Source organism: Chthoniobacterales bacterium (assembly GCA_036569045.1).
Lineage (GTDB): Bacteria > Verrucomicrobiota > Verrucomicrobiia > Chthoniobacterales > JAATET01 > JAATET01.
Map to the genome: position 1 here is coordinate 36,514 of DATCRI010000041.1, position 18,128 is coordinate 54,641.

The following is an 18,128-nucleotide window of genomic DNA, read 5'->3' on the forward strand; positions in this document are numbered from 1 at the left end:
CGCCGCCTTAGTAGTAACCCGGATAGGCGAGCTGGCGGCCGGGCAGGCCGTTCAGCACCACGTTGGCGCGGGGATATTTCGCTTCGCTGAGGCTCTTGATCGCCCGTTTCAGGATCGCCTTGGGCGTCGAGAAGGCGCGGACCACGAGGCAGCAGGCGTCGACGTAGGGCAGGACGAGGTAGGTGTCGCTCACCGCGATGCACGGGGCAGAGTCGATGACGACGCGGTCGTAGTTCTTCATCGCCTTCGTCAGGAGCTCGCGGAACGCCGAGGTGGAAAGCAATTCCGAGGGATTGTCCACGAGACGACCGGCCGTGAGCAGCGTGAGATTCGGAACCTCGGTGGGACGGGCCACGCTCTCGAGCGGAGAGGTGCCGGCGAGGACTTCGGCGAGGCCGGCCTCCGTGTCCTTCGTCGAGAACAGGCGAGCCAGCGTGGGCTTGCGCAGATCCGCGTCGATGAGAAGCGTGCGCAGGTTCTGCTGCGCGAGGGTCACCGCGAAGTTCGAGCTCGCGAAGGTCTTGCCTTCGTTCGGGATGGAGCTCGTGAACAAGAACACGCGGCGCTGTTTGGCATCCCCAGAGTGCTGAACCGTCTGCGACGCGCGCAAAGTTCGGAACGCCTCCGCGGCCTGGCCACGGCGAACATTGAAGGCGATGAGGTCCGTCTTGCCCTTGATGAGCGGGACGGTGGAGACGACCGGAAGACCGCTGATCTTCTCGGCCTCGTCGACAGACTTCACCGAACCGTCGAGCATGTGAAGCCCCACGGCGATGGCGATTCCGACGACCAGGCCACCAACCAGGCCCATTCCGATCGTCTTGATCGCGCTCGACGACCGCATCGTGGACTCGTCCGCAAGCTGGTGAATCTGCACCGGGATGCTGTTGAAGGCCTTTGTCATGTCGACTTCCTTCAGGCGCTCGAGGACCGAGGCATACATCGCGCTGTCGCTGTCGATTTCGCGCTTCAAGGTGTTGTATTCGATCGACTTGGAAGAGACCTGCAGCAACGAGTCCTCGTAACCGGCACGAACCTCCTTCATCTGTGCCAGCTGGGCCTCGGTCTGCTTCTCGGTGATCTCGAGAATGCCGATCATGCTCTTCAGGATCTCGTTCCGCTCGTTGACCGTGAAATCGAGATTCCTCTTGGCCTCGATGTAGACAGGATGCTTCGGCCGTTTGGTCTGGGAAATCTCGTTGAGATTGCGCTCCTGCTCGGAGATCGAGGCCGTGAGAGCGGCCACGCGAGGCTCGTTGGCCACACTGGGAAGGCGGAGAAGCTCTTCCGGTGAATCGGCGCTCACCCGGGCGGCGGCCAGATCTCGCCTGATCTGCAACACCTGCTCCTCGAGGGCGGCCATGCGCTTGGCCGCGTCGTTGAGTTTCAGCTGCGCTTCCTCCTGCTTCGCATCAAGGGAGGGAGTGCGCTCCTTCTCGCGAAACTGCTGCATCTTCGCGTCCGAAAGTTTCATCTTCTCGCGAAGCCGGGCGGCTTCATCGACCAGAGACTGGTTGGCCGACTGGGTGGCATTCGTGCGCTGCTCGACGATGAAGGCGACGTATTCCTTGGCGTAACTATTCGCGAGGAATTGCGATTCGCGGGGATCCCGGGTCGTCACGAAGATGTCCAGCAGCTTGGTATTCAGGCGGTATTGCGCCTTGACCATGGAATTCAGGATTCGCGCGGCGCGCTCCACCGAGAGCGACTTGTCATCGATTCCGGCTGCGCTGAGAAAATCCCGATCCGTGTTCAGATGGAGATGCTCCACGATGCGCTGGGCGAAGGAATAACTGATCAGGCCGTCGATCATCGTGTTGATCATTTCGGCGTTCTGAAACTGCCCTTCCACCACCGGCTTCACCGTGTCGAGGACGCGGTTCTGATCGTCGGCAATCATAAGCACGGCGCGCGCTTCGAACGTCGCGACCTGCTTGCTCACGAGGACCGCGGCGATGACTCCGCCAACGATGACGGTGAGAACGAGAAGCCAGAGACGCTTGAGGACCGCGTCGAGGTATTCTCTCCAGTTGAAGGAGATCTCCTGATTTTCTTCGTCTTGTGTTGCCATAATATTAACTTTTGGGTGCTTCGAGTTTCGAAATTCGGCGGGTTACTTAATACCAGCTCTCTCCCACGCTAATGACGTCTCCGGCGACGATCTCCATCGGCGCTGCCGAGGAGTCGACCATCTTCTTGGCGTTGATCTTAAAGGTCTGGGCGGTGCCTCCGCTGCCGCGTTTGACCATCACGTTTCTTTTGTCCGCAATGCGGGTGAAACCGCCGGCCATGCCGATCGCCTCGATGAGATTGATCCCCTCTCCGCTGTTCAGCGTGTAAGTGCCGGGATTATTAACCTGCCCAATGATGGTAAACTTCCGCTCCGCAAACTTCGTGACGCCGAGGGAAACCTGGGGCTCTACGAGATAGTCCGCGTTGTAACGATCGCGGATGAGGTTGCGGGCCTGCTTGATCGTCAATCCCGCCACCTTGACGTCGTTGATGAGGGGAAATTGCACCGTGCCGTCGCGGGAGATCGTCGCACGGGTTGTGAGGTCCGACTCCCGGAAGATCGACATCTCAATGGAGTCGTTTGGCGTCAGAACATATTCACTATCCGTGGTTTGCATCGCGGTCGCCGGCGCAACGGGCAGGGCCGCCCGAACTTCCGGCTGCATGAAGACACTTCCCGGGGTCGCCACGGGCGAAGCGCTGTCCGTCGCGGTAGCCGAGGCCGTCACGGGAGTCGGAGTCGGGATCGTCTTGGAGAGGGCGCCCGCCTGGTTGATTTCGTCGGGTCGAAACGGCTGGGAGAATGTCTGGGCGACACTCGGACGCGCTCCCAAAAGCGCGGCGATCACGGCCGAGGCCAGCACGGCCCGGGTGGAGATCCGATGAATAAGGGTGGTTTTCATGTGACTTAACTTAGTAGGTGAAGGTGAGGCCGACATTGGCCCGGACTTGCGGAGAAGAGGATTGGCCATCCCGGTCGGATCCGATCCAGAGAAGGCCGTTGAGGAAAACCCAGTCCTGAATGCGGTAGGAAAGACCGCAGCTCACAAAGGCAAAATTCCGAGCCTGATTCTGATTATCCGTCACGCCCTCGGCGTCGTTCGTCGTGCCCACGTAATCCCATTGCTCGAAGCCTCCCGAGAGCGTGACCTGCGCCCGACTGAAAAAGGTCTGCGCGATGCTGGCGGCCACACCGCGGGTCACCCGGGCCTGCGAGGTCAGCACCGTCGAATATTCCTGAGTCTGGTAAACATTGATCGCGAACGACGTGTTCAGGCGAGGTTCCCAGGTCCATTGGAAGTTGAAAGACGGGCGAAGGTCGGTGCCTTCCATTCCAAGACTCGCGGACGCGGAGGTCTTTTCCGTGATCTGATAGCTGGCCTTCACGCGATAGGCGGGACGGAAGCCCACTTCCTCGGCTTCACCGCCACCGGTGCCACTGACATACCGGCAACCAATTCCGGCGGAGATGTTCAGTTTGGGGGTCGGCTCGTAAATGACGATTCCGAGAATCTGGCCGTATTGGCGGGATTGATTGGAGTTCTCGCTCAGTCCCTGCGAATCCTGCCCGGCGCCCAATTCCAGCCGAAACCGGGTTTTGCCGGTCCACGCATAATCCGCGTAAGCCTTGCCCTCATAAGCTCCGAGGGTGCCGGTCGGGGACGTTTCGGTTTGAGAAATGATATCCTGGCTGGCAGAAAGCGAGCCGCCGATCTTCGCGTCCTCGGTCAGCTGGTAATCTCCCGTGAGGGAGCCCGTCCAGCTCAGCTGAGTATCGTTCTGACCAGACTCGATATTGAAACCACTGCCATAGGACAGGCCCGCATTGGCCTGGATCGTGTAGCGGCTTCCCTCGAGACCAAGGAGGAGCGATGCCGTGTTCTGAAACGGGTTATCGCCGCCGCCGCCACCCGAAGAATTGTAATTCGGATCCGTGTAAAACGTATAGCTGCCGCTGTAGCGCGCATCCACCGTCCAAGGGCCAACTTCTCGGAAATAACCGACGGTCAAAGCCGGGACGATGAAAGCGCTGTTGTTGGACGATTTCTTTCCCTCAGTGGCGTCGGCATTCTCGTCCGAATATTCCCAACCCAAAGTTACCGCCGGGTGAACAATCACGGGGCCGAGACGAAGGCCCATTCCCGCAGATCCTTCCTCCTGAGCCGCCGCGGCCGTCCGAAGAGCCTGAAGAAACCCTGCCAGACCCCGCGTGTCGTCAGCCTGATAAATCGAGGAAGGCAACGTTCCGCGATCGGCCGGCTCCCCCACCCAGCGGTAGCGAAACACGGCCTGCTCCACCGTCGTCGGCGCAACCGTCTGCGCGTTCGCCGCAAGCATCGGAACCAGAGCGATCAGAAAAACGCCCCAGAAGGCCCCCCGTCCCGGGAGGACTTCGATCGAGGACTTCGAGTGGGCGGACATCGCCGTATTGGAAATCAAGCAGGAGGGCTTTCCCTCGACGAAATCGAGCCTCTCGCTCCGCGAGCAAATCGCTTTCAGCGCTCCAACCATTCGCTTGTTCTTCATTGTGATTTGGCTCGCCGCGTTCCAGACAGGTCCTCGACCTGCCCCACCGCGCTCGTTCCGTTTTATGTTGTTTTTCAATCCGTTCGGGAGGGTGCCTCGGGGCCAGATTTTGGAAAAATGCTGCCGCCCTTGGTCAATCGCGGTCCTTTCCGCGAAACCTTCCAAATGTGACTCAGGCGCTTCGTTCAGGACCCGAAGCTGTGGCCCTGGCAGATTCCCAAGCAATCCGGTAGATGCCCGCTTGGGTGCGCTGCCAGGCGCTATGTCTCTCGTTACAACAAAAAACTGGAAGAACCCGTGATCCCCCGACTGAGCAGCCCTCCGCACAAGACTTCGCTTGAGACGGCCCCGATCGGCGATGTTGGTGTTCCTTGAGTGATTCTCACCAAATTTTCCAATTTCGTGTTTTCTACCGCAAAGGATACGGACAAGGCGAGCAAACTTGCAGAAAAAGTGAATCTTTTTGACCTCCATAGAGACAGTTTGCGAAATTTCTCTGTTAAGAGGGCCGAAAATACGCGTGCCAGGAGACTTCCGAAGCCGGACGACTCCCTGATCGAGTCCGCGCCAACTGACAATCTCGCTGCCAAATCGATGCCGGAAGCGAGCATTTGCGTGTGGGCACGGCCATTTCCCCTCGTATACGCCCGCACTTTTGCGAAATTGACCAAAAATCTTTGAGGCGTCCGCGGCACCTTGTCCGTTTTTCACCACAAAATCCGGCATTCTTCTCTGTAAAGGATGCGCATGCATCTTTTTGATCACAAGCGCGTCACTTTTTCCTCACTTTCTTCGCAAGTCCGCAATTCCCGCGCGTATAGCTCGAGAAGAATACCATCGGAGAGAGCCCCTGGCCTCCCGGTGTCGTTGCTCAGGGAATCGCAATGAAAACCATCACTTATCGCCTCTTAAAATTCACGAATCGCAACTCGGTCTCCAGTCTTCGACTCGAGCCCAAGGCTCCGGAGCGTCGCATTTCGCGTCCGGCCCGGACCACTCCCCTTCTCGGGATCAAGTTTTTCGCCGGAACCTTTGACGAGGCCATCGACAAGCTGGCCCACGGCGGCGGATTGTCCGTCTTTCCCTCCGGCCCCGGCATCGCGCAGGACATGCGGAAGAGCGAAGCCTATCGTCAGGCGCTCCAACAGGCGGATCTGGCGTTCGGCGACAGCGGCGCAATGGTTCTCCTGTGGCGCATGCTCACGGGCGGCCGGATTCCCCGCTACTCGGGACTTCGCGTGCTTCAGGCCGTGATCAAGCATGAGGAATTTCGGAAGCCGGAAGCCACGTTCTGGGTGATGCCGTCGGCCGACCAGATGGAGCACAACCTGAATTGGCTGAACAAATCCGAGGGAATCCTCGTCGATCAGGACGCCTGCCACATCGCGCCGCAGTATTCCTCGGAAGGCTTTCTCGAAGACCCGGACCTCGTTGCACGCATTGAAAAGGCCCGGCCAAAATTCGTGGTGCTGTGCATCGGCGGCGGCGTGCAGGAACGGCTCGGCCTCCATCTGCGGAACAGTCTCTCGTATCGTCCCACGATCCTCTGCATCGGCGCGGCCATCGGCTTCCTCACCGGCGTGCAGGCGCACATCCCGACCTGGGCGGATCGCGCCAAGCTCGGGTGGCTGGTTCGCTGCATCGATAATCCCAAGGTGTTCGTGCCGCGTTATCTGGGCGCCCTCAGCCTCGTGCAGGTGTTGGCCCAGCATTGGTTCAGTGGCAAGATTCCCGGTCCGGTCAAGGAGGAGTTCTCCGACGAGGCGATTGGCGAAATGTCCGAAGCGTAAGCGCGCATGGTCTCGAGACGGGTAAAGGGAATCATTCACCTGATCGGCTTGTTTCGGGTGATCGCCGGTCTGGCGACCTTCTGGTCGCTTTACTGGATCTTCGCCTCCGTTCTGGAGCGCGGCTTCCTCGTCGGAAACGGCGAATACATTCTCTACAGCACGATCATCGCAGTCGGTCTCGTCTACGATCATCTGCGCACGATGCGGGCGCAGCACAGCATGATCGGCGCGAACCAGCGCGAGTGGAAGCCGCGGGTGGCCTTCCGCCAGACGTCCATCGTCTTCTTCGTCCTGTTCTTTTACTTCTGGCTGAGTGACGACCGCACCGTCTCGCGCACATTTCTCGTGACCCTCGCGCCGACGTTGTTCGTCGTGCTGCTCGTATCGAATCGCTACGTCACCTCGTGGCTGATCAAGCGGGCATTCCGCGGGAAATCGATCTTCCGCGTGCTGATCTATGCGTCGAAGGACGGAGTGATGAGCGTGCAACGCTGGCTGAACGAGCGCGGCTCGCTCGGCTTCAAGGTCATCGGCATCGCCACCGACGATGCGCCAACGAAGAGCGAAGTCGCGGGTTTCAAGGTGCTGGGGCAATCCCGCAGCCTCGCGCGCATCCTCGACCATTACCGAATCAATGTCGTCCTCCGCTCGGGGGACATGAATGAATCCCGTGAGGAGATGCAGGAACTGCAGAGTCTCTGCGACACGAAGGGTGTGCGCCTCGTGCGATCCTTTCAGATCAACCACGCGCGACGGCGCCCAATGAGTCTCTGGGAAGACCAGGGCCTCTGCTTTCTCGCGCTGCGCGAAGAGCCGCTGGAAAGCCCGCTCAATCGCATGCTCAAGCGCATCTTCGACATCTGCGTGGCCTCGATCGTTCTCACGACGGTCGTTCCCGCGATCTCGCTCGTCGTGTGGATCTGCCAGCGCTGGCAGTCTCCCGGCCCGCTGTTCTTCGTGCAGGAACGCTGCGGATTGAACGGCCGGTTCTTCAACATCTGGAAATTCCGCACCATGCGCGTGGAGAATCCCGACGAGACGCAGCAGGCTTTCGCCGGCGACCCGAGAATCTATCCGGCCGGCCGCATCTTCCGCAAACTGAGCATCGATGAGCTCCCGCAGTTCATCAACGTGCTCCTCGGCGACATGAGCGTCGTCGGCCCCCGCCCCCACCTCCGCGCCCACGACGACGAGTTTGCCCAGGTCCGCACCGACTACCGCGTGCGCCACCTCATCAAGCCCGGCATCACCGGCCTCGCTCAGGTGCGCGGCTACCGCGGCGAGACGCGCAACGACCGCGACGTCATCAAGCGCACCCGCGCGGACATCCATTACCTCGAGCACTGGTCCGTCTGGCTCGACTTTCAGATCGTCGTGCGCACCGCGCTCCAGATGATCAAGGCCCCGAAGACCGCCCTGTAGCCACTTCAAAATTTTCCCTGGGCGCCCCGTGAATTCGTCTCGATGGGAGAGATTCGCGGGGCGTCTTCTCTTTCGGTCCCCTCCGGCCCTGCCCGGTCGCGTCCGGCCTTGCAAACTTCCGTGCCCGGCGCAACAGTTCATCCTCCGAGCCATGAACGCCGAATCCGCCGCCGACCTGCGCCAGCGCCTGCACGACGGCCTTTGCCAGCAGCTCACGGCCGCTCTCATGTTTTCCGACGCGCTGCGCCGCAGCCTGGAAAATCGGGCCGCGCCGGAACTCGAGGATTGCGAGCGTCTCGTGGAACTCCTCCAATCCTCGGCTGATGAGCTTGTCGGCGTGATGAATCACCTGACCGAGATTCGCGCCACCGCCGAGGCCGAAAAGTAGGCCCCGCCGCTAGCCGGCCTCACCGAGAACCTTCAGATACGTGCGGTCGACGATCTGGTGCGTCTTGGGATCGTAGGTTTCCACGCGCATCGTTTTCAGCATCCACTTGCCGTTGATCTTCTGCGGCGAGATCACCTTGAAGCGCTTGAGAATGCGTCCGTCCATGCCGTAGCCCTCGATCTGCAGGGCCGCGCCGCTTTCCTCGTCGATCCACAACCGGGCGACGCCGTATTGGGATTGCCCACGCGGCGCCTGCACCTCGAGTTTCCACGCCTTCCGCACGCCCACCATTTCCTCGCCGAGCAATTTGGGGCGCGGCCAGTAAAGGAAGCGCAGCGCGAGGTCTTCGAAGGTGATCGGGGTGCCGCGCACCTTTTCGTCGTAACGGGCCGGCTTGATCTCGGACGTTTTCCCGCCCTTGCGCTCCCGCAATTCCGAGGAATCCTCGCCGAGCACAAGCTGGATCTGCTGGTCCGGATTCGTGAATGTGTAGCTCACCACGCCGTTCTCCAGCGCGAGAATGAAGGGCGTCTTTCCGGCATCTCCGCTCAACTCTCCGCGAAGCGTTTCCTGCTGGCTCATCGGGCTCAGGCGCGCCGCCCGGAGGATCTCGTCCGCACTGGGAGCTTGCGCCGCCCGTCCGGTCATCGCGCCGGCGGCGAGCAGCAGGACGGAGAGAAGGACGCTCGAAGCTTGAGTGGGACGGAGATTCATTGGAAGGTGGGCGGAATATCCCGCCCATCGCTCGATGGATCAACGCATCTTTTTTCTCATCAACGGGCACTGGGCCCATCCGGCGCTCGACCTGCCCATGGCAGCGATCTCGAGCTGGGATTTCTGGTGGCCGATCGCCCTCGTCGGCGGCCTGCTGTTGCTGGCCTTCGGCGGTTTTCGCGGCCGTGCGGCGCTCGTCTGCATTGGCCTCACGGTCGGTCTTACCGACGGCGTGATCGTTGACGCCATCAAGGGCAACGTCGGCCGGCCACGTCCGCATCAGGTGCTCGAGGGCGTGCGCATCGTCGACCTTCAGAAGGCGCGCCCGCGCTTGCTCGCTCTCGGCAAACCCGCCAAGGTCGAATACTCCAGCCCGTCGATCCAGCCCGTGCGCGGCATCTCGTTTCCCTCCGGCCATGCGTCGAACAACTTCGCGCTCGCCGTCGTTCTCGCCGTCTTCTACCGCCGCTGGGGCTGGCTCTACTTCCTGCCAGCCTCGCTCATCGCCTACTCGCGCATCTATACCGGCTCTCATTATCCGTCCGACGTCATTGTCGCCGCCTTCATCGGGGCGGCCCTCGCCTGTCTCGTGCTCGCGGCGGCAGAGGCGATCTGGCGTCGATTTGCCGGTCGCGTCGTGCCGCGCCTTTTTGCGGCCCATCCCAGCCTGCTCGCCGGATGAAACACCTGCCCGCGCTCCTGCTCGTCCTTGTCACGATCGTGCGCCTCTGGGCCGCCGCGGTCCTGCCGATCACTCCTACCGAGGCCTACCAATGGATGTGTGCGGATCGCCTCGACTGGGCTTTCTTCGACGCCCCCGGTGGCACCGCCGCGCTCGTCCATGTCGGCTCCCTGTTGCCCGGAAACAGCCCCCTCGGTCTGCGGCTGGCCTTTCCCCTGCTCGCCGCCCTTGCGACCTTCGGCATCTATCGCCTCGGCCGCGCGTGGTTCGGCTCCGCGACCGCGCTCTGGGCCGCCGTGGCCCTCAACGCCCTTCCGATCTTCAATACCGCCGCGGTGCACGCCGGTCCGGAAATGCCCACCCTCGCTTTCACCGCTCTCGCACTCTGGCTGCTCGTGCGTGCGCTCGAACGCGGCCTGCCGTGGTGGATTCTCTCCGGACTCTCCCTGGCCGCCGCCGTCCAGTTTTCCTACGCTTCCCTCGCGCTCATCCCCGGCATTTTTCTCGCCATCACGCTCACCCCGCGCTACCGCGGTCAGTGGCGGCGTCCCGGCCTTTATTTCCTCGTCCTCTTCGCCGCCGGCGGAGTTGCCAAGGCCCTCCTCTGGAACCAGGCTAACCACTGGCCCGCCACCGCCCTGGGCACCTGGCGCACGGAATTCACCCCGCAGTGGACCGAAATCCTCCCCGCGCTTGCCTCGAGCATCGGGCAGGTTTCCCTTCCCGCGGCCGCGGTCGCCGTGTTCGCCCTCGTCCAGATCGTCCGCGCCGCGCGCATTCACACTCGGCCCCGACTGCTCGCCTGTCTTCTCGCCCCCTTCCTCCTGCTCTGGCTGCGCGACATCATGCACGGCGACTCCGCCACCCTCCCCCTGCTGCCTGTCATTCTCCTGCTCGCGACCGCCGCCACGAATCTCGTTCTCGAGGCAAAAAGACTTCACCGCATCGGCGCCATCGCCCTCGTCCTCACGGCGGCCACCATCGCCTTCCCGTTTTCCCGTCCGGGCACCCCCTGGAACCGCGTCGCCGACGCCATCAACCCGCTGTTCACCGAGATCCAAAGCGAATACCCGTTCCCGCTCTTCGTCATCGCGCCCGATCCCGAAGCCACCGCCGCGCTCAGTTACTATCTCTCCCGCTCGCCCAACGGCGAAACCCGCGAGGTCTTCCTTCGCGAGTCGCAGGATCTCTCGAACCAGTTCGGCCTCTGGCCGCGCTACGACGACTTTGTTCCCGTCAAAAAGGCGCCCGATGAATACTTTCAGGAGCTGAAGGCTCAGAACCTCTACCTCGGCCACAGCGCCCTGTATCTCACCGACGAGGAGCCCACTGACCTGCCGCAGACGATCACGAGCGCCTTCGCCCGCGTCACCCCCCGCGCCACCCTTTCCCTTCCCGGCAATCGCAAATTGCGCGTGTATCTTTGCGAAGATTATCAAACGATGCCGCTCTAGCGTTTCGGCCTGCCTCCTGCCTCGCCGCCGCGCTGACTCACTTTCATTCACCGTCCATGCCGTCCCTGTCCGTCGTCGTCCCGCTCTATAACGAAGAGGAGAACGTCCCGATTCTTCAATCCGAGATTGCCGCCGCGCTCGACGGCATGGACTACGAGCTCATCCTCGTCGACGACACCTCCACCGATGGCACCGTCGCCGCCGTGAAACCCGCGCCGGAGGTCCGCCTGCTCCGCTTCGTCCGGAACCAGGGCCAGAGCGCCGCCATGATCGCCGGCATCGCCGCCGCCCGCGGCGCCATCATCGTGATGCTCGACGGCGATCTGCAGAACGATCCCGCCGACATTCCGCGCCTCGTCGCCGAAATCGAAAAGGGCGCCGATCTTGTCTGCGGCTACCGCGCCCGGCGCGCAGACACCCTCAGCAAGAAAATCACCAGCCGCATCGCCAATTACGTCCGCAGCCGTTTCGTTGGCGACGGCATTCGCGACACCGGCTGCACCCTCAAGGCCATGCGCCGCGAATGCGCAAGCGCGCTGGTGCCATTCAAGGGCGTCCACCGCTTCATTCCCGCGCTCGTCAAGAACGCCGGCTTCAAGCTCGTCGAGATTCCCGTGAACCACCGCGCGCGCCAGTTCGGCGTCAGCAAATATGGCCTCGGCAATCGCGCCCTGAAGGCGACGATGGACATGTTCGGCGTGCGCTGGCTCCAGAGCCGGCACATCAGCTACGAGCTGCGCGACGAATAGTCTCCGGCTACTTCACTCCGGCGCAGTGCCCTTCCTCGAGCGCGAGACCACCGGCTCGACGAACAGGCTTTTGAGATGCTTCACGCTGCCGTCGGCATTCGTGGTGAGCGTGTGGCGAATCGCGGTGATGCGATAAATGCGAGCGTAGTGCTTGTGCCCATTGATCGGTGGCCAGTCGCCGCCGTCGAGCGTGTCGCCCTTGGCAATGTCCTGGAACTGGCCCGTGCCCTCGAAAACGGCGAGCGGAAATCCAAACTTCTCGCCGTCGTAAACCTGGATCGCGTGAATGATCGGACGCGGCGCCGGCGCAGTGCGACGGGAGGGCTTCTTCGGCGGATTCATCGGCGGGCCGTTCTTTCCGATCGAGAAGCCTCCCGGCACCGGCCCGTTTTCACAGTCGGAACTTCCCACTCCCCGACCCCGTCCCTGCCGAAGCTCCTGGCGGGCGCTGTTGAAAATCCCTCCTTCACGACCGGGGCCGGATGGATACCGCGGTGCCGTAGCACAGGACCTCGGTCGCCGATTCCCTGCTGACGACTTCCGATGCGTCGTAACGAACCCCGATGATCGCGTTCGCCCCCAGCTGCGTCGCATGCTCGATGAGCGAATCCAGGGCATGCTGGCGCGCCTGCTCGCACATCTCGGTGTAGGCGCCGATGCGCCCGCCAACGATGCTCTTCAAGCCGCCCAACAGCCCCTGCACGAGGGTCGGAGAACGCACGGTAATCCCGCGGACGAGCCCCTTGTAATCGGTGATGACGTAACCTTCGAAGTCGAACCCCGTCGTGGTCTTCATGAAAGCAATAGGAGCGAGCGATCAGTCTTTCCTTGGTTTCCGTTTTCTTGTTTCCCCTCGAAGGCGTCGAAATCCGCAAACGATTTTCTCGCGTGGGCTGAGCTCGCCAAGGTTCGTGTTCTTCATATGCCCATTGGATCAGTGTCCCTCACCAAGGCAAAGAGAAAATCAGGACACTACCAATGCCGACAGACTGTCGTTGAAATCACGACCCGCGCCACGTCCCACTGCGCCGCGGAGATTTCGCGAGACTCACACCGGCGGCGTGATCGGGCCGGGCGGGCCTTCGGGGACGGCGAGCGCCGGATCGCGGTCCCAGAAATAGCGCTTCAGGAGAACCTTGAGCGTGGCAGTGAGCGGCACGGCGAGCAGCGCGCCGAGCAGACCGCCGAGCACGAGGCTCCACGCGAGAACGGAAATGATGACCGTGAGCGGGTGCAGGCCGACGGATTCACCGACGATCTTCGGCGCAATGAAGAGACCGTCGAGCTGGTTCGCGACGATGAAGATGATGGTGACGGCGATCGGGTGGCCCCAGTCACCGAATTGCGCGGTAGCGATGAGCACGGCGGGAATCCAGCAGATCAGCGTGCCGGCGTAGGGAATAAGCCCGAGGACGCCGACGAGCAGGCCGATGAGCACGGCGAAGTCGAGACCCATGATGAGGAGGGCGGTGCCAATGAGCGCCCCGTCGATGAGGCTGACGAGGAGCTGGCCGCGGAAGAAGCTGATGAGGTAGCTGTTGATCTCGCTGATGAGGGAGACGAGCTCGCTCTTGAGCGGCGAAGCTCGCAGCGGGAGGTAGTTTGCCCACGTGGCGCCGATCTGCGGGCCATCGTTCAGGAAGAAGAAGAGGAAGATCGGGACGAGGATGAGACTGAGCATCGCGCCGAGGACGCCGAGCGTGCTGCCGATACTCTTCCACAGGAAGCCGCCGGCGTTGCCGAGGAGCTCGCCGGCCTTTTTCTGGATCGCGTCGGTGCTTTCGGTGATGGCCTGCTGAATCGCCGCTGAGAAGGGATCGGCCGCCTTCTCGCCAGCCTCGACGGGCTGGAAACGCTCGGCGAGGTGCTTTGCGTTGTCGACCGTGGACTTGAGGAGATCCTGGGCGCGCTTGCTGTAGGTCGGCAGGTTCTGCCGAAAGCTGTCGCCCTGCCGGTGAATCGTCGGCACGACCCAGAGGACCATGCCAGCAAGGATCGCGATGACCGTGAGGAAGACCGTGATGACGGCCCAGAGGCGCTTCCAGCCGCGGTCCGCGAGCCAGCTCACGACGGGGTCGAGCAGGTAGGAGAGAATGCCGGCGATCGCAAGCGGCAGGACGACCGGCTGGAGAAATCCGATGGCCGTGAGGATGTAGCTGCCCGCGTAGTAAATGCCGGAGAGGGTGATGGCGATGGCCAGCACGGTGAGCGCGAGCCACCACATTTTCCACTGGAACCGGCTGGGAGAAATCATGCGCTTGGCTGTAGCGGGTTTTCGGGCGCGCGGCAACTGCGGCGGAGGCCGGAGCCTCAATGGCCGGGAAGCGTGCCGAGATATTGCTTCAGCTCGGCCTCGCCGCCCTCTCGCAGCGTGAGAATAAATGCCATCGGCCCGATCTGCTGGATGGCGAAGGCGCGGTTGCGTTTCGGTCCGTAGGTCGCCGTGCGCCACTGCCCTTCCGGGAGAGAAATGCCCAGCGGCTGGGCGGCGAGCACGTAGATGAGCGCCTTGGGCTTTGCAACCGCGGCGACGGCCACCGGCACCTCCTCGTATTTGAAAAGACGCACGCCGACGACCGGGGCAGCCTCCAGGCCCTTCGCGACGGTGAAGCCGTCGAAGTCTTTCATGACGAACCAGTCGGTGAGCGCGCCGGCGTTGGTCTCGATCTCACTGAACTGGTCGGGCCCGGCGCCATCGCCGGCGACGACCATCTCGGAAACTTCCTGCATGCCGGCAAACGAGCCCTGGCCGACGAACATCCACGCAATCAACGCCACAAGGAAAAGGAACGCGAGCCCCACCGCGAGCATCGCGGGGTCGCGAAACGAAAAGCGCCGCACGCGCCGGGCCTCGAGGCGAAGGGCGACGTCCTCGAGCGCGGTGTCGACTCCGGCGGGAAGCGGGAGCGCCTCGAGCTGGGCCGCGAGCGCGCGGTCGAAGGCTAGCTGCGACTGGAATTCCGCATCGAGCGCGGGATTCTTCGCGGCGAACCTGAGGGCCTCGCGGACGTCGCGTTCGTTGTCGTCCTCGCCGCTGGGACGATAGCTGCGAAGGATCTGGCGGGCCTGGCGAATGTTCATGGCGCGATCTCCGGCTGCGTGGTCGGAGCAGGCTCCTCGACGGAAAGTGCCGCGAGCAGGGCGAGTCGCGCGCCATGCAGGATATTCGCGAACTCCGCTTCGCCGAGGCCGAGCAGCTTCGCGACATTGTCGGCCTCCATCGTGTCGAGCACGAGGAGAGCGAGCGCGCTGCGGCCGGGCTCCGGCAGAGCGTGCAGTGCCGCCTCGACCCGGGCGGGTGTCGCGCGAGCGACCACGTCGGCAGGGCCGGCCGGAAGCTCGCCGCGCGCGGTTCCTCCGGTCGTCCCGGTGGCTCGGGACTTCAGCGCCCGGCGGCGGACGGCCTGGAAAAGGAACATCGCCAGGCGTTCCTCGTCATGCGTCGGGGGTTTCAGCACCGCAGCCTCGAGCGTCTCGAGGGTAATCTTGCGGGCGAGTTCGGCGTCCTGCAGAAGAACTGCGGCGAAGCGGTAGAGGGGTTGCTCCCAGGCGTCTCGGTCGGCCATCAAGCCTCCAAATTAGGCCACGCGACTCCGCGGGGACAAGCGTCGATTGCAGGCGCTGGGACGACTTCCTCAGCGATAGACGAAAACGGGCGTGCCGACCTCGACCGCGTGGAAGAATCGCCTCGCCTGGCGCTGCGGCAGGCGGATGCAGCCGTGCGAGGCGGGATAGTCGGGCACGTGCCCGGCGTGCAGGCCGACGGCGCCGTTGATGCGCAGGAAATACGGCATCGGAGCGCCGACGAAAGTGGCACCGGCAGGCTTTTTGTCCTTCCGCACATTCACGTTCGCCTTCACGACCCGGCCATTCTTCACGTAGGCGCCATAGAGCGTGGAGCGGTGGTCGATGTCCTTCTGCGTCACGCGGTATTTGCCCGCGGGAGTGCCGTAGCCCTCGCGACCGGTGGAGACGGGGGAGATCGCCACGACCTTGCCCTCGCGATAGAGATAGGCCTTCTGCTCCTTCAGCCGGACGATGACCGAATGCTGCGACGTGTCCCGGTCGAACAGCATGCCGAGCTCCGGAACGGTGGCACAGCCGGCAAGGATGCCGACCAGCGCGACTGCCGCCAGCCGCATCGCCTTCCCCAAAACCTTGGTAAATTCAAATTTCATGCGGGAACAAAGACACTGCGCGAGCCCGGGCGTCAACCCCGCGCGCCCATCGGGGGAATCGATTGACTTGGCCGCCCGAGCTTTTACCTTCTCCCCTCGCCCCGGTCGCAACGCGCCCGGAGGTCGCCTTGCATGAAACGCATTCTTTTTGTCTGCACCGGAAACATCTGCCGCAGTCCCATGGCGGAAGGCCTTTTCCGCGCGCTCGTGAAGTCCCGCAAGCTCGACGATCACTTCGCCGTCGCCTCCGCCGGCACCAGCGCGAGCTCCGGCCAGACGCCCAGCCTCGAGGGCGTGCGCGTGCTTCGGAAAGAAGAAGGCATCGACATCTCGCGCCAGCGCAGCCAGCCCGTCACCAGCGCTCTCGTCCGCGAATCGGACGCCATTTTTACGATGACGCGCGACCATCGCGACATCCTCGAGGCGCTCTATCCCGGCGCCTCCGGCAAGGTCTTTTTGCTCCGCGAATTCGAGGGGGGCCCCCTCGACGTGCCCGACCCCATCGGGCAGGGACATGAAGTCTACGCGCGTTGCAAGGACACCATTAAACGCGCCCTACCCGGCATTCTTGAATTCCTCGAAAAACAATCACCCATGATCACCGAATCCAGCGAAACCCTTCCCCACGTCGAAGCCGTCGACCCCGAAATCGCCGAGGCCATCCACGCCGAAGCCCGCCGTCAGGCCGAGCACATCGAGCTCATCGCCTCCGAGAATTACACCAGCCGCGCCGTGATGGAGGCCCAGGGCTCGTGCCTCACGAACAAATACGCCGAAGGCTACCCCGGCAAACGCTGGTATGGCGGCTGTGAACACGTCGACGTCGTCGAGGCGCTCGCCATCGCTCGCGCGAAGGAGCTTTTCGGCGCCGACCACGCGAACGTCCAGCCGCACAGCGGCTCGCAGGCGAACACCGCCGTTTATTTCAGCGTCCTCACGCCCGGCGACAAAATCCTCACGATGGACCTCGCCCACGGCGGCCACCTTACCCACGGCCACAAGGCCAACTTCTCCGGAAAGCTCTACCAGGTCACCCACTACGGCGTCAGCCCCGAGACGGGCATGATCGATTACGACGCCCTCGCGAGAACCGCCGCCGAGGTGCAGCCGAAAATGATCACCGCCGGCGCCTCCGCCTACCCGCGCACGATCGACTTCAAGCGCATGCGCGAGATCGCCGATTCCGTCGGCGCCTACCTCTTCGTCGACATGGCCCACATCGCCGGCCTCGTCGCGGGCGGCGCGCACCCCTCGCCCGTGCCCTACGCGGACTTCGTCACCACCACCACGCACAAGAGCCTGCGCGGCCCCCGCGGCGGCATCATCCTGTGCAAGGAGCAGTTCGCGAAGAAGATCGACTCGCTCACCTTCCCCGGCATCCAGGGCGGCCCGCTCATGCACGTGATCGCCGCGAAGGCCGTCTGCCTCAAGGAGGCGCTCCAGCCCGAGTTCAAAGCCTACGCCGCGCAGGTCGTCAGCAACGCGAAGGCCCTCGCCGCCAGCCTCACCCGCCTCGGCTACCCCATCACCTCCGGCGGCACGGATAACCACGTCATGCTCGTGGACCTCCGCCCCCGCGGCCTCACCGGCGTCGAGGCGCAGACCGCGCTCGATCACGCCGCCATCACGGTCAACAAGAACGCCATCCCGTTCGACACCGAGCCGATCAGCAAGACCGGCGGCATCCGCGTCGGCACGCCGGCCATGACCACCCGCGGCATGAAGGAAGAGGAAATGATGGAAATCGCCGACCTCATCCACGCCGCCCTCGAGGCCCGCAACGACGAGGCCGCCCTCGCCGCCGTGCGCAAGCGCGTGACCACCTTCACCGCGCAGTTCCCGCTGCCGAGCTAGTCATTGGTCATTCGTCACTGGTCATTGGGGGAGCTCTTCGCGCGCTTTCCCAATGACAAATGACCATTGACCAATGACTCCTCACTCCAGCCCCAGCCGCGCCACGCCCGCTTCGTCGAGCCCCAGGTAATGCCCGATCTCGTGCAGCAGGGTCACCCGCACCTCCCGGCGGAAGCAGCGCTCGCGGCCGCCCGCAAAGGTCCACAGGTTGTCCACCCAGATGCGGATGCGCGGCGGATCCGGCAGGTCCAGGTAGGAGTGGCTCGCGCCCTCGAAAATCCCCAGCCAGTCCGCCCCCACGCCATGCGCCAGGTCATCGGCCCCCGGCCGATCCTCGACAAACACCGACACCCGCTCG

Annotated in this window: 18 protein-coding genes; 7 read left to right on the forward strand and 11 right to left on the reverse strand. The window is 63.1% G+C overall.

Annotated features, from left to right (window positions below; translation table 11 throughout):
• Positions 1-7 precede the first annotated feature (7 nt).
• The 3 genes from VIM61_08290 to VIM61_08300 are packed head-to-tail and all read right to left on the reverse strand — an operon-like array spanning position 8 to position 5,304.
• The gene (locus VIM61_08290) at positions 8-2,071 is read right to left on the reverse strand and encodes a polysaccharide biosynthesis tyrosine autokinase (GenBank protein ID HEY8900397.1); all 2,064 of its coding nucleotides are present in this window, start codon (positions 2,069-2,071) and stop codon (positions 8-10) included.
• Between the two features lie 46 nt (positions 2,072-2,117).
• Positions 2,118-2,915 (reverse strand): polysaccharide biosynthesis/export family protein, encoded by a 798-nt coding sequence (locus tag VIM61_08295; protein ID HEY8900398.1) that lies wholly within the window; start codon positions 2,913-2,915, stop codon positions 2,118-2,120.
• Between the two features lie 10 nt (positions 2,916-2,925).
• Positions 2,926-5,304 carry a hypothetical protein gene (locus VIM61_08300; GenBank protein HEY8900399.1) on the reverse strand — a complete coding sequence of 793 codons (2,379 nt, stop codon included), beginning with the start codon at positions 5,302-5,304 and terminating at the stop codon, positions 2,926-2,928.
• A gap of 119 nt (positions 5,305-5,423) precedes the next feature.
• On the opposite strand from VIM61_08300, the gene VIM61_08305 reads away from it, so the two are divergent.
• The 3 genes from VIM61_08305 to VIM61_08315 all read left to right on the forward strand — a co-directional run bounded on the left by VIM61_08305 (position 5,424) and on the right by VIM61_08315 (position 8,139).
• Positions 5,424-6,329 carry a WecB/TagA/CpsF family glycosyltransferase gene (locus tag VIM61_08305; GenBank protein HEY8900400.1) on the forward strand — a complete coding sequence of 302 codons (906 nt, stop codon included), beginning with the start codon at positions 5,424-5,426 and terminating at the stop codon, positions 6,327-6,329.
• 57 nt (positions 6,330-6,386) lie between these two features.
• Positions 6,387-7,751: a sugar transferase gene (locus VIM61_08310; protein ID HEY8900401.1), complete on the forward strand. Its 1,365-nt coding sequence runs from the start codon at positions 6,387-6,389 to the stop codon at positions 7,749-7,751.
• A gap of 151 nt (positions 7,752-7,902) precedes the next feature.
• A complete protein-coding gene (locus tag VIM61_08315; GenBank protein HEY8900402.1) occupies positions 7,903-8,139 on the forward strand; it encodes a histidine kinase in 237 nt (78 codons plus the stop codon).
• Positions 8,140-8,148: 9 nt separating this feature from the next.
• Here VIM61_08315 and VIM61_08320 read toward each other — a convergent pair whose 3' ends face one another.
• Positions 8,149-8,853 (reverse strand): outer membrane lipoprotein-sorting protein, encoded by a 705-nt coding sequence (locus tag VIM61_08320; GenBank protein ID HEY8900403.1) that lies wholly within the window; start codon positions 8,851-8,853, stop codon positions 8,149-8,151.
• A 34-nt stretch (positions 8,854-8,887) separates the two neighbouring features.
• Between VIM61_08320 and VIM61_08325 the strand changes: the two genes are divergently transcribed.
• The 3 genes from VIM61_08325 to VIM61_08335 are packed head-to-tail and all read left to right on the forward strand — an operon-like array spanning position 8,888 to position 11,738.
• Complete coding sequence (locus VIM61_08325; protein ID HEY8900404.1) at positions 8,888-9,535, forward strand: phosphatase PAP2 family protein; 648 nt, start codon at positions 8,888-8,890, stop codon at positions 9,533-9,535.
• Positions 9,532-10,989 (forward strand): glycosyltransferase family 39 protein, encoded by a 1,458-nt coding sequence (locus VIM61_08330; protein HEY8900405.1) that lies wholly within the window; start codon positions 9,532-9,534, stop codon positions 10,987-10,989. Before VIM61_08325 ends, VIM61_08330 begins: the two co-directional genes overlap by 4 nt.
• A gap of 56 nt (positions 10,990-11,045) precedes the next feature.
• Positions 11,046-11,738: a glycosyltransferase family 2 protein gene (locus tag VIM61_08335; protein ID HEY8900406.1), complete on the forward strand. Its 693-nt coding sequence runs from the start codon at positions 11,046-11,048 to the stop codon at positions 11,736-11,738.
• Between the two features lie 12 nt (positions 11,739-11,750).
• Here the strand turns inward: VIM61_08335 and VIM61_08340 are convergent, their stop codons facing one another.
• The 6 genes from VIM61_08340 to VIM61_08365 all read right to left on the reverse strand — a co-directional run bounded on the left by VIM61_08340 (position 11,751) and on the right by VIM61_08365 (position 15,916).
• On the reverse strand, positions 11,751-12,080 hold the full coding sequence (locus VIM61_08340; protein HEY8900407.1) for a hypothetical protein: 330 nt from the start codon (positions 12,078-12,080) through the stop codon (positions 11,751-11,753).
• 124 nt (positions 12,081-12,204) lie between these two features.
• Entirely contained in the window at positions 12,205-12,534 is a 330-nt protein-coding gene (locus VIM61_08345) for a YbjQ family protein (protein ID HEY8900408.1), read from the reverse strand.
• A gap of 252 nt (positions 12,535-12,786) precedes the next feature.
• Entirely contained in the window at positions 12,787-13,992 is a 1,206-nt protein-coding gene (locus VIM61_08350) for an AI-2E family transporter (protein HEY8900409.1), read from the reverse strand.
• A gap of 56 nt (positions 13,993-14,048) precedes the next feature.
• Positions 14,049-14,819, reverse strand: coding sequence for a hypothetical protein (locus VIM61_08355; protein ID HEY8900410.1), 771 nt, complete (start codon positions 14,817-14,819; stop codon positions 14,049-14,051).
• Positions 14,816-15,304, reverse strand: a complete 489-nt coding sequence (locus VIM61_08360) for a hypothetical protein (protein ID HEY8900411.1) — start codon at positions 15,302-15,304, stop codon at positions 14,816-14,818. The genes VIM61_08355 and VIM61_08360 overlap by 4 nt, the downstream gene beginning before the upstream one ends.
• A gap of 69 nt (positions 15,305-15,373) precedes the next feature.
• Positions 15,374-15,916 (reverse strand): L,D-transpeptidase family protein, encoded by a 543-nt coding sequence (locus tag VIM61_08365; GenBank protein ID HEY8900412.1) that lies wholly within the window; start codon positions 15,914-15,916, stop codon positions 15,374-15,376.
• A gap of 132 nt (positions 15,917-16,048) precedes the next feature.
• Here VIM61_08365 and VIM61_08370 point away from each other — a divergent pair, with 132 nt between their 5' ends.
• A complete protein-coding gene (locus VIM61_08370) occupies positions 16,049-17,770 on the forward strand; it encodes a serine hydroxymethyltransferase (protein HEY8900413.1) in 1,722 nt (573 codons plus the stop codon).
• Positions 17,771-17,851: 81 nt separating this feature from the next.
• On the opposite strand, the gene VIM61_08375 is transcribed toward VIM61_08370, so the two are convergent.
• The coding region (locus tag VIM61_08375; GenBank protein HEY8900414.1) for a metallopeptidase family protein at positions 17,852-18,128 on the reverse strand (277 nt) is incomplete at its 5' end.

Coding starts and splice junctions, on each gene's coding strand:
- VIM61_08365 (HEY8900412.1), bottom strand. CDS start 15,916: ATGAAATTTGAATTTACCAAGGTTTTGGGGAAGGCGATGCGGCTGGCG.
- VIM61_08325 (HEY8900404.1), top strand. CDS start 8,888: ATGGATCAACGCATCTTTTTTCTCATCAACGGGCACTGGGCCCATCCG.
- VIM61_08345 (HEY8900408.1), bottom strand. CDS start 12,534: ATGAAGACCACGACGGGGTTCGACTTCGAAGGTTACGTCATCACCGAT.
- VIM61_08305 (HEY8900400.1), top strand. CDS start 5,424: ATGAAAACCATCACTTATCGCCTCTTAAAATTCACGAATCGCAACTCG.
- VIM61_08370 (HEY8900413.1), top strand. CDS start 16,049: ATGAAACGCATTCTTTTTGTCTGCACCGGAAACATCTGCCGCAGTCCC.
- VIM61_08335 (HEY8900406.1), top strand. CDS start 11,046: ATGCCGTCCCTGTCCGTCGTCGTCCCGCTCTATAACGAAGAGGAGAAC.
- VIM61_08355 (HEY8900410.1), bottom strand. CDS start 14,819: ATGAACATTCGCCAGGCCCGCCAGATCCTTCGCAGCTATCGTCCCAGC.
- VIM61_08360 (HEY8900411.1), bottom strand. CDS start 15,304: ATGGCCGACCGAGACGCCTGGGAGCAACCCCTCTACCGCTTCGCCGCA.
- VIM61_08315 (HEY8900402.1), top strand. CDS start 7,903: ATGAACGCCGAATCCGCCGCCGACCTGCGCCAGCGCCTGCACGACGGC.
- VIM61_08350 (HEY8900409.1), bottom strand. CDS start 13,992: ATGATTTCTCCCAGCCGGTTCCAGTGGAAAATGTGGTGGCTCGCGCTC.
- VIM61_08330 (HEY8900405.1), top strand. CDS start 9,532: ATGAAACACCTGCCCGCGCTCCTGCTCGTCCTTGTCACGATCGTGCGC.
- VIM61_08340 (HEY8900407.1), bottom strand. CDS start 12,080: ATGAATCCGCCGAAGAAGCCCTCCCGTCGCACTGCGCCGGCGCCGCGT.
- VIM61_08295 (HEY8900398.1), bottom strand. CDS start 2,915: ATGAAAACCACCCTTATTCATCGGATCTCCACCCGGGCCGTGCTGGCC.
- VIM61_08290 (HEY8900397.1), bottom strand. CDS start 2,071: ATGGCAACACAAGACGAAGAAAATCAGGAGATCTCCTTCAACTGGAGA.
- VIM61_08320 (HEY8900403.1), bottom strand. CDS start 8,853: ATGAATCTCCGTCCCACTCAAGCTTCGAGCGTCCTTCTCTCCGTCCTG.